Genomic DNA, 21,254 nt, shown 5'->3' with positions numbered 1-21,254 from the left:
ATATTATAATATAAAATCTTTTGATTTTTGGTTGGAATGATCATTTGAAACCAAGAAAGAGTATATCTATATTAAAACGTAAAAATTACGATTTAAAGCCGAATTAAAATTTGCCTAAATCAGCAATTAGAATTTAAAATCTTAATGTTTAGTTCTAATATAACCTTCGTATATCATTACATAGGCAACGATTATCATATATACATATTATATTTAAACGGAGTGCTAACTTAGCAGCTTCATATATAGTTTTATATAACAACGATGTTTAATGCGTTTAAATTTAGTTGCCATGTTTATATAGGCGTACAAATACGAGTTGTTAATCGAATCTAACTTAAAACTGAAAATGAAAGGTAAACTTTAACTTAAAAGACATGAACATAAATAAGATAACTGTACATAAGACATCGTAAAAATGCTCAGAAATCGTCCTGACAGCGTCTATAAAATAAGTAATATTAGTCAATTAATATTTTAGTTTACATAATATATATTATAGGAAGTTATGTATTGAGCTTTAGGGGACCTATCCTTTTACTATATTTCAGTTTAATTAACAGTTTAGTTTACTATCAATTTTTATTTGAAGATTATCCATTTGCTAAATTCTAGTAAATTACGTATATATATTATGATAATATCTATACGTATATCTACTATATAAAGGAGTTTATTTTACATATGAATCTGGTTTTTGATATTGATGGCACAATTTGTTTTGATGGACAGCACATTGATAAAGAAATAACTCAAAGATTGATTAGTTTACATAACGTAGGACATAGAATTATTTTTGCATCGGCAAGACCAATACGCGATTTACTTCCGGTTTTACCAAAAGCCTTTCATGGTATGTCATTAATTGGCGGTAATGGTTCCATTATTTCTGAAAATAAAACAATTAGATCTTTAGCTACTATATCTCATACAGATTTTCAAATTATTAAAGACGTTATCAAAAAGTATGATTTAAATTATATAGTCGATGATAAATGGAACTATGCTGCTAATATTAGTGTTGCTAATGAAATCTACAAACGTCTAGACCCGTTACATTTAGCACAAAAACTATCTTTAGCCGCAATTACTTCGCCTATCAAAGTTATACTGCTAAATATACCAACGCAGTATTTCGAAGAGATTGCAACATATTTGAGTACGAAAGTGCCCCATTTATCTCTAATTAATCATTCTAATGAACTTAATATAGATATTACTGCACAACACATTAATAAATTTGCTGCTATTGAGTATATACTTGGCTCAAACCCAGAGTATATTGCCTTTGGTAATGACCATAATGATATTACGATGTTGAACAATGCTGAGTCGGGTTATTTTGTTAATAATAAGGCGGTTAATCTCCCTATTTTTGAAAATAATCATAAACTAAAATCTATAGAGTCAAACGTAGATTCAATATGTAAATCACTTGATCAACTATTTGAAGAAACTAATTTATATAATAAAAACCGTTGAAATATCAAAATGTTTCAACGGTTATTCTCTATTTTCTTCAATTTTCATAGAAAAAGTAATTAAAAACGACGAGGATATTTTCTTTCCTCATTTTCATACTTTTGTATTTCTTTTTCTAACTTTCTTTGTTTACGCTCTCGTCTCCAATTTCTAGTAAAATACCATAATAAGAAACTAACAATTAAACTAATAATTGCTAAGAACGCAGCATATCCAAGTAATGGTTGGAATGAAATATCATAGAAATTAGGTATAAAGACTGCTAAGATTCCCAACACTATAAAAGTAATAACTGCTGATATGATCCACTTTTTCAAAATTAAAGAACAAAATACAGTTAAAAGAATCATAGCAACTATAGTAATCCATAAATAATTAGGCATATCAAAAATAGTCATGTAAAACTCCTTATATCGTAAATAATGAATACTATTATTCTAGTTAATTATACAATGTTATTACAGTGATTTACTCGGCCTAAAGGCTTAATAATGAGATTGAAAATAAACTTGTGTATAATAATTATAAAACTAGTTTCAAGGAGTGATTAGATGTCAACAGGCTTACCATTTAGAAAAGATGTGACTCAAGAAGAAAAATGGGATTTAAAAGATTTATTTAAAGATGACCAGCAGTTTTATGAAGTTTTAGAAAAAACGATTAATGATGCTAAAGAATTAAATAAAGAATTTAAAAATAAGATCTCCCCTGCTAATATTCACGAGATATTAAATGAATATGAAACGATACTGATTCAATTAGATCGTTTAGGCAATTATGCAGAATTAAGATTAAGCGTGGATACTTCAAATGAAGAAGCTCAAACATTGAGTGCTAAACTTTCAACTTCTTACGGCAAAATTACTAGTCAATTATCGTTTGTAGAATCTGAAATTTCAGCGTTATCTAATAGTGAGATTGAAAGCGCTATAGCTGACTTAAATGTCCCTCACTATTTACAAAAAATAATGAGTAACAAGCCTTATCAATTATCTCCAGAAGTAGAAGAAGTGTTGGCAAGTTTGTCCCCTACTTTCCAAAGTGCATATGAACTTTACGGCACAACTAAAATGTTAGATATAGCTTTTGAATCGTTTGAACATAATAACGTGAATTACCCTTTAGATTATGCAACTTTTGAAAATGAATATGAAGATAACCCAGATCCTGAATTCAGACGTAAAAGTTTCCAAAACTTCAGTAACGCCCTACGAAAATATCAACATACTACGGCGGCAACTTACAATCAGCATGTTCAACAAGAAAAAATTGAAGCAGATTTAAGAGGTTATGACTCAGTGATTGATTACCTATTACATGATCAAGAAGTAACGCGTGAAATGTATGATCGTCAAATTGATGTCATAATGAGTGATTTAGCACCGGTAATGCAAAAATATGCGAAGTTACTTCAAAGAATTCATGATTTAGATAAAATGCGTTTTGAGGATTTGAAAATCTCAGTAGACCCTAGTTATGAACCTCAAATTTCTATTGAAGAATCTAAAAAATATATTCATGGTGCGCTTAATGTCTTAGGAGAAGATTATATTAAAATGATTGATAACGCCTACCAAGATCGTTGGATTGATTTTGCTCAAAATAAAGGCAAAGATACTGGTGCCTATTGTGCAAGTCCTTATTTCACTCATTCTTATGTGTTTATTTCTTGGACTGGTAAAATGGCCGAAACATTTGTATTGGCTCATGAATTAGGCCATGCAGGCCACTTTACATTAGCACAAAAACATCAAAATTTATTAGATTCTGAAGCTTCTATGTATTTTGTTGAAGCGCCTTCTACCATGAATGAAATGCTTATGGCGAATTACTTGTTTAGTAATAGTGATAATCCTAAATTTAAACGCTGGGTAATAGGTTCTATATTATCTCGTACTTATTATCATAATATGGTGACACATTTGCTTGAAGCGGCATATCAACGTGAAGTGTATCGTAAAGTTGATAATGGTGAATCTCTTACTGCTACAGTATTGAATAACATTATGCGTACAGTTTATGAACAATTCTTTGGAGATGCAGTTGAACTTACTGATGGCACAGAATTAACTTGGATGCGCCAACCTCACTATTATATGGGATTGTATTCATATACTTATTCTGCTGGTTTAACAATTGGAACAGTGATGTCTCAGAAAATTAGACAAGAAGGTCAACCAGCCGTTGATGCATGGTTAGACACACTTAAAGCTGGAGGCAGTAAGTCACCAGTAGAACTTGCTAAAATCGCTGGCGTTGATATCACAACGGATGCACCATTAAAATCTACAATTAAATATATATCTGAATTAGTAAATGAAGTCGAATCACTTACAGATCAAATTGAACAAGAAGCTTAATTAATATGAGTTAACAATACTCACTATTTAAAAAACAAAATCCCCGTTATTCAAATCATCACGAATAACGGGGTTAATTATATTTATTTATCTAAATTTGGGTTATTTTAGAATAAATGTATTAATTGAAAAACTCGAATATCTTTTCTCAAACTTCTCTTATTGACGAGAAGACTTTTCATAATGTTCACCAGTAAAATAATAATATACACTTTCAGCAATATTACTGACGTGATCTCCTACACGTTCTAAATTTCTTGCAGCTAAATGCGCTTGTCCAGCTACAAATGGGTCGTTATCGATAAGATAGGTTGTATTAACGATATTAACATATAAATCATCGATATCTTGATCTCGTTCAATTACTTCTTTAATCAATGTAATGTCTTCATGTTTAGCAGCATTATTTAAATCTTGAAGCATAAGCATAGCTAATTTTCCCATTGTTTTTAAACGTGTTAAAACATAATGGTCTGTAATCTTCACCCTTAAACGAATATGAGCAATATTAGCAGCATTATCCCCCATTCTTTCAAAATCGGTTGATATTTTTAAAGCTGACATCATCATTCTTAAATCAGTTGCAATTGGCTGCTGTTTAGTAATCAACATAATTACTTTTTCGTTGATTTCACAATCGAACTCATTAATTTCTTTATCTTTGTCAATAACTTGTCTTGCAAAATTTTTATCATCTTCACTTAACGACACTAATGCATTTTCAATATTAAAATAAACACGAAGACCAAGTCGACGGATATCTTTTATTAAATCGTCTAGTTGACCTTCGTATTTTTGTCTAATAATCGTCATGTTGAATATTAACCGAAACGTCCTGAAATATAATCTTCTGTTTGTTTATCAGAAGGATTAGAGAAGATTTTATCAGTGTCGTCGTATTCATTTACATAACCATTAAGGAAGAATGCAGTTTTGTCAGATACACGCGCAGCTTGTTGCATGTTGTGTGTAACCATAATAATTGAATAATTTTCTTTTAATTCTTGAACTAATTCTTCAACTCTTAAAGTTGAGATTGGGTCAAGTGCTGATGTTGGTTCGTCCATAAGAATAACATCAGGTTCAATTGCTAAACATCTTGCGATACATACACGTTGTTGTTGCCCACCAGATAAACCGTAAGCATTTGTATGTAATCTATCTTTTAACTCATCCCAAATTGCAGCGCCACGTAATGATTTTTCAACAATTTCATCAAGAATTTTTTTATCTTTAATACCGTGTGTTTTAGGACCATAAGTAATATTATCATAAATTGATTTAGGGAATGGGTTTGGTTGTTGGAATACCATTCCTACATTAGTTCTTAATTTCTCTTTTGAATAATTTTCATCAAAGATATTTTGGTCACGGTATAAAATTTTACCTGCAGTTTTTACTGATGGTACTAATTCAACCATGCGGTTTAATGTTTTAATGTAAGTTGATTTACCACAACCTGATGGTCCGATAATAGCTGTTACGTTATTTTCTAAAATATCTAAATTGATATTTTGTAAAGCATGAGTATCTCCATACCATAAGTCTAAATTTTGTGTAGAATATACTACTTTTTTATTAGTATCAGATTCTTTAGATTGATTTTGTTGTTTTTCGTTTGAAGAAACGACAGTAGATACTGGTGTTTGAGAGTGATCAGTATGTTTTGCTACTTCTTGATTTTTTTCATCTACATTTGTATTTGCCATAATTAAAACTCCTTCTATATTTGAGAGAAAAGTGATGATACACGTTTTCTCTCCCCCAAAATTACGTTAATTGACTTTAAATTAATATTTTCTTGAGAATTTGTTACGTAAGAAAATAGCTACAGCATTCATTAATAATAAGATAACAAGTAATACGATGATTGCAGCTGAAGCAACGTTTTGGAATTCAGCTTGTGGCATTTTAGCCCATGTATAAATTTGTGTTGGTAATGCTGTGAACATTGACATAATGCTTGTTGGTGTTGCTAATAAGATTGTTGGAACACCGATTAAAATTAATGGTGCTGTTTCACCTAATGCACGAGATAAAGATAAGATGAAACCAGTTAAGATACCAGGTAATGATGCTGGTAGTACTACACGTCTAATAGTTTGCCATTTATTTGCACCTAATCCATAAGATGCTTCACGAACAGAATTAGGTACTGCTCTAATTGCTTCCTGACTTGATACAATAATAATTGGTAAGATAAGTAGTGACATTGTTAAAGCGGCAGCAATAACACTATTTCCTAATGCTAACGCTTGAATACCGCCACCACGGACAAATAATGTTAAACCTAATAAACCGAATACGATTGAAGGCACACCTGCTAAGTTAGAAATACTAATTTTAATGAAACTAGTGAAAAAGTTATCTTTAGCGTATTCTTCTAAATAAATTGCAGTTCCTACTCCTAAAATAATAGAAATTGGAATGATACTAACCATTAACCAAATTGTTCCGGCTAAAGCACCTTTAATACCTGCCTGTGAAGGTGTTGAAGATGAGAAGTTAGTAAAGAATTCAGGTGTTAAATGACCTACACCTTTAACAAGCGTTTGTATAAGTAATGCAACAAGGACTAATAATGCAATGACAATACATGCAAAGAATAACCATTTGTTGATTTTATTTTTAGTAGATCGAGTTGAAATATTTTTTTCAACTTTACTTTGGTCTATTAAGCCTTTTGCTTTAGGATTTGTAGTATTAGGATTCGTAGTAGTTGCCATATTAATACTCCTCTCTGAAGCGTTTAGAAACCCAATATGAGATAAGGTTCATAATTAAAGTGAAAACGAATAATGTGAAACCTACAGCGTAAATACTGTAGTATACGTCTGAACCAAAAGTCGCGTCTCCAGTCGCAATTTCTACAATATAACCAGTCATTGTTTGGATTGAGCTAGTTAATGATAACGATGCGGTTGGTGAACTACCTGCTGCTAATGATACAATCATTGTTTCCCCGATAGATCTTGAAATACCTAATACGATTGAGGCAACCACACCAGATGCAGCAGCTGGAAGTACAACTTTAGTTGCTACTTCAAATTTAGTTGATCCTAAACCATAAGCACCTTCACGAATTTTGTTAGGTACAGATGCCATAGCGTCTTCACTCATACTTGTGATGATAGGCACGATCATGATACCTACTACAATCCCTGGACTAATAGAGTTGAAACTATCTAACGCAGGAATAATCGTTCTTAATACTGGTGTTACAAAAGTTAAAGCAAAGAAACCAAATACGATTGTTGGAATACCAGCTAAAATTTCAAGAATTGGTTTAATGATACGACGTGCTTTGTCGCTAGCGTATTCGCTTAAGTAAATGGCAGCACCTAAACCAATTGGTACTGCTACAATTGTTGCAATAATAGTGATTTTTAATGTCCCGATAACTAAAGCCCAAATACCATATTTAGGATTTGAACCTGTAGGATTCCAATCTTTAGTGAATAAAAATTCAGTAATCGAAACACGAGTGAAAAATGTAATAGTTTCTGTAATCAAAGTGAATAGAATTCCAATGGTAGTTAAAATAGAAATAGCTGCTATAACTCCTAAAATGACGGGTACAACTTTATCGCTGAATCCACCTTTTTTAGCGTTATTTTTAGCTATCATATCTCTAACATTAGTGTCTGAAGCCATATATAACCCTCTCTTTTTTCTCCCAATAAATTTAAAAAAAGAGCGAGGAAATTATAAGGTAATAATGAGTTCAAATTAAATTAAAACATTTTAAAATCACCCATATATTCTGAAACAAGGTGGCGGTTAAACCACCTTGTCATACCCCTTGAATAATTTCCCAGCCCTTTGATATTAATAATGATTATTTTTTATCTGAATCTTTTTTACCATATTTATCTAATTCTTTAAGTTCATCTTTATAAACTTTGTCTGGAGAAGCTACATAACCAGCATCTTCAGCAGATTTACCTTTGTCTTCTAAAGTGAATTTAATGAATTCTCTCATTACATCATTATCTTTTAATGATTTTTCTTTAACATATAAGAATAATGGTCTACTTAAAGCATATGAACCGTCTTTGATAGAATCTTTCTTAGGTTCAGTTGCTTTACCTTTATCGTCTTTGATTTTAACTTCTTTTAACTTATCTTTGTTTTGTTCGTAGAAGTTATAACCGAAGTAACCAATACCTTCTTTATTTTTCTCAACTGATTGAACGATTACGTTAGTGTCGCCATTTTTCTCAGCTTTGATGTCGCCTTTGTCCATTACTTCCTCTTCGAAGAAGTCATAAGTACCATGACTTGAGTTAGGTGAGAAAGCTTTGATTTCTTTGTCAGGCCAGCTTGAATCTACATCTTTCCAAGTTTTAGCTTCGCCGCTGTAGATTTTTTTCAATTGATCTTTAGATAATTCTTTAACGAAGTCATTATCTTTGTTAACAGCGATTGTTACACCGTCTTGAGCGATTTTGAATTCTTTATATTTAATACCTTTGTCTTCTAATTTTTGTTTTTCTTCATCTTTGATTGGTCTAGAAGCTTGAGAGAAATCAGTTTCTCCAGCGATGAATTTTTCAAATCCAGCACCAGTACCTGCTTGACCAGATGAGATTGTAGCGTTTGGATGATCTTTAGCCCATTTTTCGTTTAATTTTTCAACGATAGGAGCTACAGTAGATGAACCTTCGCCTTTTGCTTCCCCTTTAAGGTCTTTACCTTCATCTCCAGAACCACTACCATTGCTGTTGCCACCGCCACATGCGCCTAATAATACTGAAGCACTTAATACAGTAGTACCGACTAATTGCCATTTTTTCATTGAAACATCCTCCTAATATAGATAACCCAAATGTTATATGTATTTCTTACAATGCTTATATTACATACCTTTTGTTAATATAAAATATATTAAGTGTAAAGGTTTTGTTAATTTAATAAATAGATTGATATAGACAATAGATTATTTCTATATAAAAAATAAACCCATTACTCTAAATATCTTTTGATACTAAGGAATGGGTTTATAAAAGTAAGGTTTTTAATTTTGAAAATATGAAGAATATAAACTAAGACGATTTAGTATATATAATAGAAGAAAAACGCGTTAACTTAACAAATTATGGTTTAGTCTTCAGCGCGACTCCATCCTTTTTTAGTTAATGTAATTTTTCCAGTTTCAATATTGATGATTTTTTGTTTGTATAAATGTCCAATAGCGCGTTTGAAAGCACCTTTACTCATATTGAACACTTCTTTGATAGCTTCTGGACTTGATTTATCCCAAAATGGTAATTCACCATCGTATTCAACTAATAAATCAAAGATTAATTGACCATCTTCATCTAGACGTTCATGCGCTAATGGTAAAAATGAACCATTTAATTCACCTTTATCATTATGACCGATAATACGTACCTCTACTTCTTCGCCTAAACGTGGTTCTTCTTTTCGTTCTGATTCATGAACAAATATCTTATAACCATCATTGGATAATAAAAAGCTACCAACACGTAATAAACGATAAGGTCTTGCTAGTAAAACTTGATTCAATTTATCATCGTCAAATACTGGAGTGAACATTTTTTCAACAATTGTTTCGCTAGCCAAACGTGCAAACATTTGGTTATCTCTATCAATACGTAAAGTAACTAATACATAGTCGCCAGCTTGAGGCCATAATGTTTTAACTTTAGGTAGATCTTCCCAAGGAATAAGTACTTCTCTCGGTAAACCTACATCTACTCGTGCGCCATTACGATCTGTTTTAAGTACTTTTGCGAAATCATACTTATCTTTAGTGATGTCTGGCATGTTTTGAGTAGCAAATAGCTCGCCTGAACGGTTCGGATAAATAAAGAAACTATATTCTTCGCCTATTTCAAAAGCATCTTCTTCCTCGATTTCTGATTGGTTTAATTTAACTTGTTCTCCATTAGGTCCTTTTAAAAGGTATGTTGAACCTTCTAAGCCAACAACTTCTAAAAATTCTATTGATCCAACTATATCTTTATCTAATGCCATAATATTCTCCTTCAAGGGTTTGTATTCTTATGTATTATAACATGCCTCCTTTAAACAAGCATTCTTACAATTGAACTTACATGAACTCGAAAGTAAAAACATTATGTGATATAATTTTTGCATTAGATAAACGATTAATAAAGGAGTAAATGCATGCTACAAGTAACTGATGTAAGTTTACGTTTTGGTGATCGTAAACTATTTGAAGATGTAAATATTAAATTTACTGAAGGAAACTGTTATGGACTTATCGGCGCTAACGGTGCTGGTAAATCTACATTTTTAAAAATTTTATCTGGGGAAATTGATTCACAAACTGGACACGTTTCATTAGGTAAAGATGAACGTTTAGCTGTGTTAAAACAAGATCACTTTGCTTATGAAGATGAGCGTGTATTAGATGTTGTAATTAAAGGTCATGAACGTCTATACGAAGTTATGAAAGAAAAAGACGAAATTTATATGAAACCAGATTTCAGTGATGAAGATGGTATTCGTGCAGCAGAACTTGAAGGTGAATTCGCTGAAATGAATGGTTGGAATGCTGAAGCGGATGCTGCATCCCTATTATCAGGTTTAGGTATTTCAGCAGATTTACATGATAAACAAATGTCTGAATTAGAAAATAATCAAAAAGTAAAAGTATTATTAGCACAAAGTTTATTTGGTGAACCTGATGTACTTTTACTAGATGAGCCTACCAACGGTTTAGATATTCCAGCAATTAACTGGTTAGAAGATTTCTTGATTAACTTTGATAACACTGTCATTGTTGTATCTCACGACCGTCATTTCCTTAATAATGTATGTACACATATTGCTGACTTAGACTTCGGTAAAATCAAGTTATATGTTGGTAACTATGATTTCTGGTATCAATCAAGTCAATTAGCACAAAAAATGGCTCAAGAACAAAATAAGAAAAAAGAAGAAAAAATTAAAGAGTTACAAGACTTTATCGCTCGTTTCTCTGCCAATGCTTCAAAATCTAAACAAGCAACAAGTCGTAAGAAACAATTAGAAAAAATTGAGTTAGATGATATCCAACCTTCTTCAAGACGTTATCCATATGTTAAATTCACACCAGAACGTGAAATTGGTAATGACTTATTAGTTGTGGATGGTATCTCTAAAACCATCGATGGCGAAAAAGTATTAGATAATATTTCATTTACAATGAATCCTAACGATAAAGCAATTCTTATCGGAGATAGCGAAATTGCTAAAACAACATTATTAAAAATCTTAGCTGGTGAAATGGAACCAGATGAAGGTTCATTTAAATGGGGTGTTACTACATCATTAAGCTACTTCCCTAAAGATAACTCTGACTTCTTTGAAGGTGTAGACATGAACTTAGTAGAATGGTTACGTCAATATGCACCGGAAGATGAACAAACAGAAACATTCTTACGTGGTTTCTTAGGTCGTATGTTGTTCAGTGGCGAAGAAGTTAAGAAAAAAGCGAGTGTTTTATCAGGTGGAGAGAAAGTACGTTGTATGTTAAGTAAAATGATGCTTTCAAGCGCAAACGTTTTACTATTAGACGAACCAACTAACCACCTTGATTTAGAGAGTATTACTGCGGTAAATGATGGCTTAAAATCATTTAAAGGTTCAATCATTTTCACATCTTATGACTTTGAATTCATTAATACTATTGCTAACCTTGTTATTGATTTAAATCAACAAGGTGGTTTATCAAAAGAAATTCCTTACGAAGAATATCTTCAAGAAATTGGCGTATTACAAAAATAATTTTTTTAGCTCACTTCCTATTTTACTTTGGAAGTGAGCTATTTTTTGGGCAAAATAACAACATTGGATAAAGTTGTTCGCCCAACCCTCGCAGCCTCGCACCTACTTTTTACTAAATAGAAGTATCATTGCTATTAAGTAGTAAAATAACTTTTAGATTTTTCAGTCAATTGCAAAAAATCACAATTATCGGTTTACAGACATAATTGCCTTATGTATAATAAAAAACATAGCAATTGAATAAGAAATTGATGAGGCGCATCAATCATTAGTACATATTAGATACACTGTCTGCAACAGCTAATATTGAAAGGGTGCGATGCCGAAACGTTTTATAGTCGCAGATATAGAGCGTTGGACTTTGTGGTTAAGAGCTGAGAGTTTGTCATTATTATTTAATAATGGAGTGCATCACTTGTATATAAATTACGAGCAAGTTCGCGCGCATTCCGAACTTGCTCTTTTTTTATAGTGTGGGCCTCCCAAAATGTAGGAGGTAAAAGTTTGAAACGAAGTGTTTTGAAGTTCGGCGGTTCATCTGTTGCCGATTTTACAAAGATAAAAAATATCGCAGAAATGCTTAAACGTCGTGTGGATGACGGCGAACAATTAATTGTAGTAGTGAGCGCTATGGGTAAAACTACTGATCAATTAATGGAAAATGTATCAAATCTTACTACAACACCTAAAGATGAAGAATTAGCCCTACTATTAACTACTGGTGAACAACAAACAGTTTCTTACCTATCTATGGTATTGAATGATATCGGTGTAAACGCTAGATCAATGACTGGTTATCAAGCTGGTATTAAGACAATTGGACATCATCTTAAAAGTAGAATTGCAGAAATTAACCCTGAAACATTTGATAAAGCATTTGAGGATAAAGATGTTTTGGTTGTTGCAGGATTCCAAGGGGTCAACGATGAATTGGAGTTAACAACGTTAGGCCGAGGCGGGTCTGATACGACTGCAGTTGCTTTAGCTGCAAGTAATCAAATACCTTGTGAAATATATACTGACGTTGATGGCGTGTACGCTACTGATCCAAGAATACTTAGTAAAGCAAAGCGCTTAGATTACGTTTCTTATGAAGAAATGATGGAAATGAGTGCTTTAGGCGCGGGCGTTCTTGAAACAAGAAGCGTAGAATTAGCTAAAAATTATGACATTCCCCTTTATTTGGGCAGAACATTATCAAATGTGAAAGGAACATGGATTATGCCAAGAACAGAAATTTTAGAGAAAAAAGCTGTAACAGGTGTTGCATTAGATAAACATATGATGCACGTGACAATCAGTTATCCCCTACCGGATAATCGTTTATTAACACAATTATTTACTGCTTTAGAAGATGGCTCAGTAAATGTAGATATGATTTCTCAAATTGTTAATACAGAAGGATTACAATTATCTTTCTCAATTAAAGATAGTGATGCTTATCAAATTTCAAGTATTTTAGAGCATTTATCTACAGCATTTGAAGCACTAGATTATAAAATTAATGAAGAATATGTCAAAATCTCTTTAATTGGTTCTGGAATGAGAGATATGTCTGGTGTAGCATCTAAAGCATTTATTACCCTAATCAATTCAAATATTCCTTTTTATCAAACTACAACATCCGAAATTAGTATTTCATATGTGATTGATAAAAAGAATGGTGAAAAAGCAGTTGAAATTTTATATGACGCTTTTGACATCTAAGTTAAAATATCCTATTTATAATCAATTTTTTAAAAATTCAAATAATAAAACAATGGAGTGACTTTTTATGACAAGAATCGCAGTAGTCGGAGCAACAGGATTAGTAGGAACAAAAATGTTAGAAACACTTGATCGTAAAAATATTAAATTTGATGATTTAGTATTGTTTTCATCAGCAAGATCAGCAGGAAAAGAAGTTGAGTTTCAAGGTAAAACATATATTGTTCAAGAGCTTACAGAAGAAGCAGCAAGTGAGAAATTTGACTACGTATTGATGAGTGCTGGTGGCGGAACAAGTAAACAATTCGCCCCTATTTTTGAACAAGCTGGCGCTATCGTCATCGATAATTCTAGTCAATGGCGTATGACTGAAGATATTGATTTAATTGTACCAGAAGTAAATGAGCCCCACTTTAAACGTGGGATCATCGCTAACCCTAACTGTTCAACAATTCAATCAGTAGTACCGTTAAAAGTGTTACAAGATAAATTTGGATTAAAACGTGTAGCTTATACAACTTATCAAGCGGTTTCAGGCTCTGGTATTAAGGGTAAACGTGATTTAACTGAGGGTGCAAATGGTAAAGCACCTGAAGCTTACCCTCACCCAATTTATAATAACGTACTTCCTCATATTGATGTCTTTTTAGAAGATGGATATACAAAGGAAGAACAAAAAATGATTGATGAAACACGTAAAATCTTAAATCAACCTGAGTTACGTGTAACTGCAACATGTGCGCGCGTACCTGTGCAAGATAGCCATAGTGTTGAAATTGACGTGACACTTGATAAAGAAGCGACAGTACAAGAAATTAAAGACTTATTCGATCAAGATAGTCGTGTAGTATTAGTTGATAATCCAGAAAAAAATGAATACCCATTAGCAATTAATTCAACTGGCAAAGACGAAGTGTTTGTAGGACGTATTCGTCGAGACGATTCATTAGATAATACATTCCATGTATGGTGTACTTCTGATAATTTACTTAAAGGTGCAGCGTTAAATGCAGTTCAAGTATTAGAGCAAGTTATCAATTTAAAAGGAGATAGATAATAATGGCACATATTTTTGAAGGCGTTGGCGTAGCGCTTGCTACCCCATTCATCAATAATGAAGTGGATTACAATGCATTAGAAAAACATGTTGATTTCTTATTAGAAAATGGTGTACAAGCAATTATAGTTAATGGTACGACAGCTGAGAGCCCTACTTTAACTGAAGAGGAAAAAGAACAAGTGCTTGAAGCGGTAGTAAAACAAGTGAATCATCGTGTAGCAATTATTGCAGGTACGGGTACTAACAATACCGCTAAATCAATCCAAGCTTCACAACGTGCTAAACAATTAGGCGCAGATGCAATTATGTTAATTACGCCTTATTACAATAAAACGAATCAACGCGGCTTAATTAAACATTTTGAAACAATTGCAAATGAAGTTAAATTACCTGTTGTACTATACAACGTACCTTCAAGAACAAATATGACTATTAATCCTGAAACAGTTGAAACATTAAGTCATAACGAATATATCGTCGCAATAAAAGATGCTACAAATGACTTCGAATACTATGAAGAAGTAAAAAAACGCATTAACCAAGACGAATTCGCATTATATAGTGGTAATGATGATAACGTTGTAGAATTTTACGAACGTGGCGGAAATGGCGTCATTTCAGTTATAGCTAATGTTATTCCAAAAGAATTCCAAACATTATATGATGCTAAACAAAGTGGACAAGATATCTCTAAAGATTTTGAACCAATTGGTAAATTATTAGATGCCCTTTCTGTTGATGTAAACCCAATTCCAATTAAAGCATTAACAAGTTATTTAGGTTTCGGCGAGTATGAATTACGCTTACCTCTTTTACCTTTAGAAGTTGAAGATGCCAAAGTATTAGTTAATGCTTATGAACAGTTTAAAGCGGGTGAACACTAATGAAAATTTTATTAATCGGTTATGGTGCGATGAACCAACGTGTTGCACGACTTGCAGAAGAAAAAGGTCATGAAATTGTAGGTGTCATTGAACCCGAACATAATGATTCAACACCGTACACACATTATGACCATATTGCTGAGGCACAAGATAAAGCGGATATCGCTATCGATTTCTCAAATCCAAACCTATTATTACCGCTCTTAGACGAGGATTTTGAAATGCCATTAGTCGTTGCTACTACTGGTGAAAAAGAGAAACTTGTTGCTAAATTAGAAGAACTTAGTGAACGTATGCCAGTATTCTTTAGTGCGAATATGAGTTATGGCGTTCATGTATTAACTAAAATTTTAGAAACAGCAGTACCTTTATTGCAAGAATTTGATATCGAGTTAACAGAGGCACATCATAATAAAAAAGTCGATGCGCCAAGTGGTACACTTGTAAAACTATATGATGTTATTAAAGAATTACGTAACAATGTGTCCCCTGTTTACGACCGCCATGAACGCACTGAAAAACGTGAGAAAGATGAAATTGGTATCCATGCAGTACGTGGCGGAACGATTGTAGGAGAACATGATGTTTTATTTGCAGGAACAGATGAAACAATTACAATTTCTCATAAAGCACAATCGAAAGATATCTTCGCAAATGGTGCAATAACAGCTGCTGAACAGTTAATTAACAAACAAAATGGTTATTATACTTTTGATAATTTGTAAAATCTAAAAGCAATCTTTTAATAAATGAAATAATAAGGAGAATCGAACATGGTACAACACCTTTCTGCACAAGAAATTATTCAATACATTAGTGATGCTAAGAAATCTACCCCTTTAAAGGTTTATGTTAATGGAGAATTTAACAATGTTAACTTCCCAGAATCTTTTAAAGTGTTTGGATCAGATAATTCAAAAGTTATCTTTTGTGAAGCAGAGGATTGGAAACCTTTTTATGAAGCTAATCAAGCGAGTATCACTGATTTAGAAATTGAAATGGATCGTCGTAATTCGGCTATCCCACTTAAAGATTTAACTAATACGAATGCTCGAATTGAACCAGGCGCTTTTATTCGTGAACAAGCCATTATTGAAGATGGCGCAGTAGTCATGATGGGCGCAACAATTAATATTGGTGCCGTTGTTGGTGAAGGTACAATGATTGATATGAATGCGACATTAGGTGGTCGTGCTACAACTGGTAAGAATGTTCATGTTGGTGCAGGTGCCGTATTAGCAGGTGTTATTGAACCACCAAGTGCTTCGCCAGTAGTGATTGAAGATAATGTACTAATTGGAGCAAACGCTGTTATTCTTGAAGGCGTTAGAGTTGGCGAAGGTGCTATCGTGGCAGCTGGTGCTATCGTTACCCAAGATGTCCCAGCTGGTGCAGTTGTAGCTGGTACACCTGCGAAAGTCATTAAACAAACTTCTGAAGTTGAAGATTCTAAGCGTGAAATTGTTTCAGCTTTAAGAAAGTTAAATGATTAGGAATTTATGACACATTATTTATAGTGTATAGAGGCTGGGACAATAATAAAGTGTCTCAGCCTTCGTTCACATATTGGCAGTAGCTGACTGATTTGAAAATGTGCTTAAATTAAGCTTTTTTCAAATCTAGACAGCCTTACTGGGGTGAGAAAACGAAATTAAGTTTAATTTCTGTCCCACTCCCTTAGTCTATAATTCTCTATACTTTTCTTATTTTTGAAAAATAAAGTTCTAGTAAGGCTTGCCACCATTTTCAAAAATAAAATGAACGTTCTCATCATTAAGTAAACAAAGGAATGATAATATGAATGAATTAGAATTTGTCACAAAACATAGAAGACATTTACATCAACATCCAGAGTTGAGTTTACATGAATTTGAAACTACAAAATATATCGTCAACTTCTTAGAAGAATTAGGTATTTCATATGAGCGCCCTCTTGAAACAGGCGTAATTGCATACTTAAAAGGAAATAGCGATCATACGATTGCTTTTAGAGCTGATATTGATGCCCTACCAATCTTCGAAGAGAATGACGTTGAGTATCGCAGCCAAACTGATAATGTGATGCATGCATGCGGTCATGATGGTCATACAACTGCATTAATGTTATTTGTAAAACGTTGTAAAGCAATGGCAGATAAAGGTGAATTACCTCATAATGTTGTATTCATCTTCCAACCTGCTGAAGAAACAGGCGGTGGCGCTAATCGTCTAATTAAAGCGGGCGCGTTTAATAATTACCCTATTGAAGCTGTGTTCGGTATCCATGTGAATCCGTTTGCAGATGAGGGTCAAGTGGTGATTCGTGATAACGAAATTACTGCCAGTGCCACAGAATATCGCTTCTTTTTAAAAGGATTATCAAGTCACGTAGCGGACAAAGAACAAGGTCATTCATGTGGTGAAGCCCTACTCCATGTGTTAAATCAAGTAGGACAAATACAACAATATCATTTGAACGGTCTAAAACGTAATATTGTACATATGGGACATTTTGAAGCTGGTGAGGCCATCAATACTGTACCAAGTAACGGTTATTTAGAAGGTACAATTCGTACGTATGATGCCAATGATTTGAATATAGTTAAAACACAAATGCAAAAAATAGCAGAAAGCGTAAAATTATTGTTCAACGTGGAATGTGAAGTGAAATTTGAAGAAGGTTATCCTGCGACAATGAATAGCCCTCAATTAAGAACAAGTGTTGAACAAGCGATTAAAGATGCAAATTTAGAAGTAATAGATAAACCGTTACCATTTTTATTTGGAGAAGACTTTAGCTTCTATGGTCAGCAATTGGCGCCTGCTTACTTTGCGTTCGTAGGTACGCGTAATGAAGACAAAGGTTACGTTACAGGTTTACATACATCTCATTTAAACTTTGATGAAAAAGTATTAATCGGTGTGGCAAACTATTATGAACAATTATTACTACATTACGGAGAGGAGTAACTTAAATTGACAGCAATATGGTCAGTTGATTCAGAAGCGTTTTATCAAAATGCTGTTGAAGTAAAAAATAATAATTCAATTATGGCAGTAGTTAAAAATAATGCTTATCATTATGGATTAGAATTTGCTGTAAAGCAATTTTCAAGAGCAGGTATCACTACTTTCAGTACGACTTCATTAAAAGAAGCTATAAGAATTCGTAAATTGGTGCCAGAAGCTACAATATTCTTAATGAATGCAGTATATGACTTTGATACTGTGAGAGATAATCAAATTCAAATGACTCTGCCCTCTCTAGAATACTACTATAAATATAAAGAAGAATTACATGATATTAAAGTTCATTTAGAGTTTGAAAACTTATTGCATCGTTCTGGATTCAAAACGCTAGAAGAAATTAAAGAAGTATTAGAAGATGATCATAACAATTCTAACCCACATAAAATGGTGATTTCAGGATTATGGACGCACTTCGGCTATGCCGATGAATTTGATGTGCCAGAGTATGGCTTAGAACGCAAAGCTTGGTTAAATGTAGTTAATACATTATTAGTTGAAGGCTATCAATTTGACATGATCCATGCTCAAAACAGTGCAAGTTATTATCGTGAAGGGCAAGCATTACTGCCCCATCATACGCATGCACGCGTAGGTATAGCTTTGTATGGATCTCGCCCTTACAGTAAATTAGAAGAAGAAACCATTCAACAGTCGCTAACAGTTAAAGGGAATGTTATACAAGTTCGAGAAGTCAATCAAGGCGATTATTGTGGCTATAGCTTTGCATATGAAGCTACACGCAATAAGACGAAATTAGCAGTCGTAGATGTAGGATACGGTGACGGCATTTTGAAATCACGCGCAAAACATGAAGCACTAATCAATGGCAAACGTTATCCTATTCGAGCATTAATGATGAGTCACATGTTTGTAGAAGTTGACGAGGAAGTCCATGCACAAGATGAAGTGATATTATATAATAACGATATACGCATTGATGAATATACATTCAAAGGTGTAGGCGCTAACTCTGAACAACTTAGTGCGATGAATCATGATTCTCTCATAAAGGAGTATAGATAAAAAATGGCAGTTAAATATAATGAATATGGTGAATTAACAATGGCAGGTACAAGTTTAAAGACACTTGCTCAAAGTTTTGGTACACCTACTATTGTTTATGATGAAGATGAAATCCGCAATCAAATGCGTAGATATCACTCAGCTTTTCAAAAAAGCGGTTTAAAATATAATATTTCGTATGCTTCAAAAGCATTTACATGTATTCAAATGGTCAAATTAGTCCAAGAAGAAGATTTACAATTAGATGTAGTTTCTGAGGGTGAGTTATATACAGCATTAGAAGCTAAATTTGATCCAAGCAAGATTCACTTCCATGGGAACAACAAAACAAAACGTGAAATTCAATACGCATTAGAAAGCGGCGTTGGTTACTTTGTAATCGATTCACTTGAAGAAATTGATTTAATCGATAGATATGCGAGTGATACTGTAAATGTAGTATTACGTGTTAACCCTGGTGTTGAAGCACATACGCATGAGTTTATTCAAACTGGCCAAGAAGACAGCAAATTTGGTTTATCAATTCGCCATGGCCTAGCGATTGAAGCGGTTAATAAAGTACGTGACTCTAAACGTTTACTTTTAAAAGGTATTCACTTCCATATTGGTTCTCAAATCGAAGGAACTGAAGCGATGATTGAAACTGCTAAGATTGTACTTAACTGGCTTTCTGAAAATGATATTAAAGTCGAATTACTTAACTTAGGCGGAGGTTTCGGCATCAAATACGTTGAAGGAGACGTAAGTTTCCCTATTGAAGAAGGCATCGCAGAAATTACAGATGCAATTAAAGCTGAAACTGAGCGTTTAAATTATGAAGTTCCAGAAATTGGTATTGAGCCAGGCCGTTCTATTGTTGGAGAAGCTGGAATTACTCTATACGAAGTTGGTACAATTAAAGAAATTCCTGAAGTTAATAAATATGTTTCAATTGATGGCGGTATGAGCGATCATATTAGAACTGCATTATATGATGCTAAATACCAAGCATTACTAGTTAATCGTCATGAAGAAGCAGACGAAACAGTTACTATTGCGGGTAAATTATGTGAGTCAGGCGACATCATTATTCGTGATGCACAACTACCTTCTTCTGTTCAACGTGGTGATTACCTAGCGATTCTTTCTACTGGTGCTTATCATTATTCAATGGCATCTAATTACAACCAAATGCAGAAACCACCTGTGTACTTCCTAAAAGATGGAAAAGCACGTGAAGTCATTAAACGTCAATCATTACGTCAATTAATCATTAATGATACTAAATAATCTTATTTAATTAGAGATTTATGCATAAGTAAATTAAGCCATATTCTAACCCTTTCAACCGAGGGTCAGAATATGGCTTTTATGTATTCACTAAAATTGAGCAATAAAAAACACCCTACATCTTGGTAAGGTGTCAATAAAGTCAATATTTTACAATCTATTTATTATAGTTTAACAACGTTTGCAGCTTGAGGACCGCGGTCGCCTTCAACTACTTCAAATTCAACTGATTGACCTTCTTCTAATGATTTATAACCATCTTGGTTAATTGCTGAAAAGTGTACGAATACGTCGTTTTCACCTTCAACTTCGATAAAACCAAAACCTTTTTCAGCGTTAAACCATTTAACTGTACCTTGTTTCATAATTCTGAAACCTCCAAGACTAAATTCTTTCAATATGCATTATTCGCATATTACAAAAAATACATGTGACAATTATGTATGAATAACAAAACGCTATATATAACTCTTACAGATATTCTTTGCAATATGGAATAAAACCATTGCTTAATAGCTATTATATGTTAGTTCGTATTAAATTGCAATACAATTATAGAAAATTGTCTTTTAATTAATTTTTGGCAGATTATAATAAACTTCATTATTATTTAAAACAATAAAACTATAAAATATTTGTAAATCTTCATCGCAATCTTCACAAAAATTGAAATCACAAGTATTATAAAAAGCGTGAATATTG

19 protein-coding genes, 1 pseudogene and 1 riboswitch are annotated in these 21,254 nt (G+C 33.0%); of the genes and pseudogenes, 11 read left to right on the top strand and 9 right to left on the bottom strand.

Translation table 11 applies throughout. The features are described 5' to 3' along the window. The first annotated feature begins 684 nt into the window (after positions 1 to 684). Positions 685 to 1,482 (top strand): HAD-IIB family hydrolase, encoded by a 798-nt coding sequence (locus CD128_RS05145; protein WP_103328990.1) that lies wholly within the window; start codon positions 685 to 687, stop codon positions 1,480 to 1,482. A gap of 59 nt (positions 1,483 to 1,541) precedes the next feature. Here CD128_RS05145 and CD128_RS05140 read toward each other — a convergent pair whose 3' ends face one another. Further along, positions 1,542 to 1,880, bottom strand: coding sequence for a hypothetical protein (locus tag CD128_RS05140; RefSeq protein WP_103328989.1), 339 nt, complete (start codon positions 1,878 to 1,880; stop codon positions 1,542 to 1,544). Between the two features lie 153 nt (positions 1,881 to 2,033). Here CD128_RS05140 and pepF point away from each other — a divergent pair, with 153 nt between their 5' ends. Continuing rightward, complete coding sequence (pepF, locus tag CD128_RS05135) at positions 2,034 to 3,842, top strand: oligoendopeptidase F (RefSeq protein WP_103328988.1); 1,809 nt, start codon at positions 2,034 to 2,036, stop codon at positions 3,840 to 3,842. 159 nt (positions 3,843 to 4,001) lie between these two features. Here the strand turns inward: pepF and phoU are convergent, their stop codons facing one another. The 6 genes from phoU to cvfB all read right to left on the bottom strand — a co-directional run bounded on the left by phoU (position 4,002) and on the right by cvfB (position 9,842). Then, the gene (gene phoU, locus CD128_RS05130) at positions 4,002 to 4,655 is read right to left on the bottom strand and encodes a phosphate signaling complex protein PhoU (protein ID WP_103328987.1); all 654 of its coding nucleotides are present in this window, start codon (positions 4,653 to 4,655) and stop codon (positions 4,002 to 4,004) included. 8 nt (positions 4,656 to 4,663) lie between these two features. After that, positions 4,664 to 5,551 (bottom strand): phosphate ABC transporter ATP-binding protein PstB, encoded by an 888-nt coding sequence (gene pstB, locus CD128_RS05125; protein ID WP_103328986.1) that lies wholly within the window; start codon positions 5,549 to 5,551, stop codon positions 4,664 to 4,666. Between the two features lie 81 nt (positions 5,552 to 5,632). After that, the gene (gene pstA, locus CD128_RS05120; RefSeq protein ID WP_103328985.1) at positions 5,633 to 6,568 is read right to left on the bottom strand and encodes a phosphate ABC transporter permease PstA; all 936 of its coding nucleotides are present in this window, start codon (positions 6,566 to 6,568) and stop codon (positions 5,633 to 5,635) included. A 1-nt stretch (position 6,569) separates the two neighbouring features. Continuing rightward, complete coding sequence (gene pstC / locus CD128_RS05115; protein ID WP_103328984.1) at positions 6,570 to 7,496, bottom strand: phosphate ABC transporter permease subunit PstC; 927 nt, start codon at positions 7,494 to 7,496, stop codon at positions 6,570 to 6,572. A gap of 184 nt (positions 7,497 to 7,680) precedes the next feature. Further along, positions 7,681 to 8,640, bottom strand: coding sequence for a PstS family phosphate ABC transporter substrate-binding protein (locus CD128_RS05110; RefSeq protein ID WP_103328983.1), 960 nt, complete (start codon positions 8,638 to 8,640; stop codon positions 7,681 to 7,683). A gap of 305 nt (positions 8,641 to 8,945) precedes the next feature. Beyond that, on the bottom strand, positions 8,946 to 9,842 hold the full coding sequence (gene cvfB / locus CD128_RS05105) for an RNA-binding virulence regulatory protein CvfB (RefSeq protein ID WP_103328982.1): 897 nt from the start codon (positions 9,840 to 9,842) through the stop codon (positions 8,946 to 8,948). Positions 9,843 to 9,995: 153 nt separating this feature from the next. On the opposite strand from cvfB, the gene CD128_RS05100 reads away from it, so the two are divergent. From CD128_RS05100 to lysA, 9 genes are all read left to right on the top strand, one after another. Further along, positions 9,996 to 11,600 (top strand): ABC-F family ATP-binding cassette domain-containing protein, encoded by a 1,605-nt coding sequence (locus tag CD128_RS05100; RefSeq protein WP_103328981.1) that lies wholly within the window; start codon positions 9,996 to 9,998, stop codon positions 11,598 to 11,600. Between the two features lie 243 nt (positions 11,601 to 11,843). Then, positions 11,844 to 12,020: riboswitch (Lysine riboswitch) on the top strand. A gap of 84 nt (positions 12,021 to 12,104) precedes the next feature. Beyond that, entirely contained in the window at positions 12,105 to 13,307 is a 1,203-nt protein-coding gene (locus tag CD128_RS05095; protein ID WP_103328980.1) for an aspartate kinase, read from the top strand. 67 nt (positions 13,308 to 13,374) lie between these two features. Next, entirely contained in the window at positions 13,375 to 14,364 is a 990-nt protein-coding gene (locus CD128_RS05090; protein WP_103328979.1) for an aspartate-semialdehyde dehydrogenase, read from the top strand. Positions 14,365 to 14,366: 2 nt separating this feature from the next. Further along, positions 14,367 to 15,251, top strand: a complete 885-nt coding sequence (gene dapA, locus CD128_RS05085; protein ID WP_103328978.1) for a 4-hydroxy-tetrahydrodipicolinate synthase — start codon at positions 14,367 to 14,369, stop codon at positions 15,249 to 15,251. Continuing rightward, positions 15,251 to 15,976, top strand: a complete 726-nt coding sequence (dapB, locus tag CD128_RS05080) for a 4-hydroxy-tetrahydrodipicolinate reductase (protein WP_103328977.1) — start codon at positions 15,251 to 15,253, stop codon at positions 15,974 to 15,976. The genes dapA and dapB overlap by 1 nt, the downstream gene beginning before the upstream one ends. Positions 15,977 to 16,024: 48 nt before the next feature. Continuing rightward, positions 16,025 to 16,744 (top strand): 2,3,4,5-tetrahydropyridine-2,6-dicarboxylate N-acetyltransferase, encoded by a 720-nt coding sequence (gene dapD, locus CD128_RS05075; protein ID WP_103328976.1) that lies wholly within the window; start codon positions 16,025 to 16,027, stop codon positions 16,742 to 16,744. A gap of 304 nt (positions 16,745 to 17,048) precedes the next feature. Then, positions 17,049 to 18,200, top strand: coding sequence for an amidohydrolase (locus tag CD128_RS05070; protein WP_103328975.1), 1,152 nt, complete (start codon positions 17,049 to 17,051; stop codon positions 18,198 to 18,200). 6 nt (positions 18,201 to 18,206) lie between these two features. Beyond that, positions 18,207 to 19,283, top strand: a complete 1,077-nt coding sequence (locus CD128_RS05065) for an alanine racemase (protein ID WP_103328974.1) — start codon at positions 18,207 to 18,209, stop codon at positions 19,281 to 19,283. Between the two features lie 3 nt (positions 19,284 to 19,286). Further along, positions 19,287 to 20,552: a diaminopimelate decarboxylase gene (lysA, locus tag CD128_RS05060; protein ID WP_103328973.1), complete on the top strand. Its 1,266-nt coding sequence runs from the start codon at positions 19,287 to 19,289 to the stop codon at positions 20,550 to 20,552. Positions 20,553 to 20,716: 164 nt separating this feature from the next. Here the strand turns inward: lysA and cspA are convergent, their stop codons facing one another. Beyond that, entirely contained in the window at positions 20,717 to 20,917 is a 201-nt protein-coding gene (gene cspA / locus CD128_RS05055; RefSeq protein WP_002433901.1) for a cold shock protein CspA, read from the bottom strand. A gap of 204 nt (positions 20,918 to 21,121) precedes the next feature. Continuing rightward, positions 21,122 to 21,254, bottom strand: a pseudogene (gene msaA, locus CD128_RS11825) (regulatory protein MsaA); the annotation flags it as partial.

The organism is Staphylococcus croceilyticus (genome assembly GCF_002902575.1).
GTDB lineage: Bacteria > Bacillota > Bacilli > Staphylococcales > Staphylococcaceae > Staphylococcus > Staphylococcus croceilyticus.
Note: the sequence above shows the minus strand (reverse complement) of the source record. Positions and strands in the feature narration are given on the sequence as shown.